General features: G+C 40.5%; 1 protein-coding gene. It reads right to left on the reverse strand.

What is annotated here, in order from left to right; all coding sequences use genetic code 11:
* Positions 1 to 16: 16 nt before the first annotated feature.
* On the reverse strand, positions 17 to 388 hold a 372-nt coding region (locus tag J7R10_RS09505), incomplete at its 5' end, for a Ppx/GppA phosphatase family protein (RefSeq protein ID WP_484792999.1).

A 388-nucleotide genomic window follows, 5' to 3' on the forward strand; every position in this document is an offset into this window, starting at 1 on the left:
TACACGCATAAATAATTCATGCCATCCAGAACCACCAAATCCGCCAGCCGGTGTTTTTATCGTCTTTTTCATTATTACTCATTGCTCCATATTCTGATATCTGACTAGCGCTTGAAGTTTTTTCCTTCCTATGTCGACACCATACACCGTCGCGTAACATTAACTCTATCAAAATTCCTTCTCTCAATCCGCGATCAGCCACTCGTAATCGTTGACTGGGCCAAGCTTCTCGAATAACGTCTAGAATTGCGCAACCAGCTAAAATTAAATCTGCTCTCTCTCGTCCAATGCAAAGATTAGTTACGCGTTTTTTTATATCCCATGTCAATAAACGCTTCATTATAATAGTAATGTCTGCATCATTCACCCAGATGCTATCAACTTGCCT

Origin of the sequence: Bartonella vinsonii subsp. berkhoffii ATCC 51672 (assembly GCF_902825225.1) — a bacterium.
Classification (GTDB): domain Bacteria; phylum Pseudomonadota; class Alphaproteobacteria; order Rhizobiales; family Rhizobiaceae; genus Bartonella; species Bartonella berkhoffii.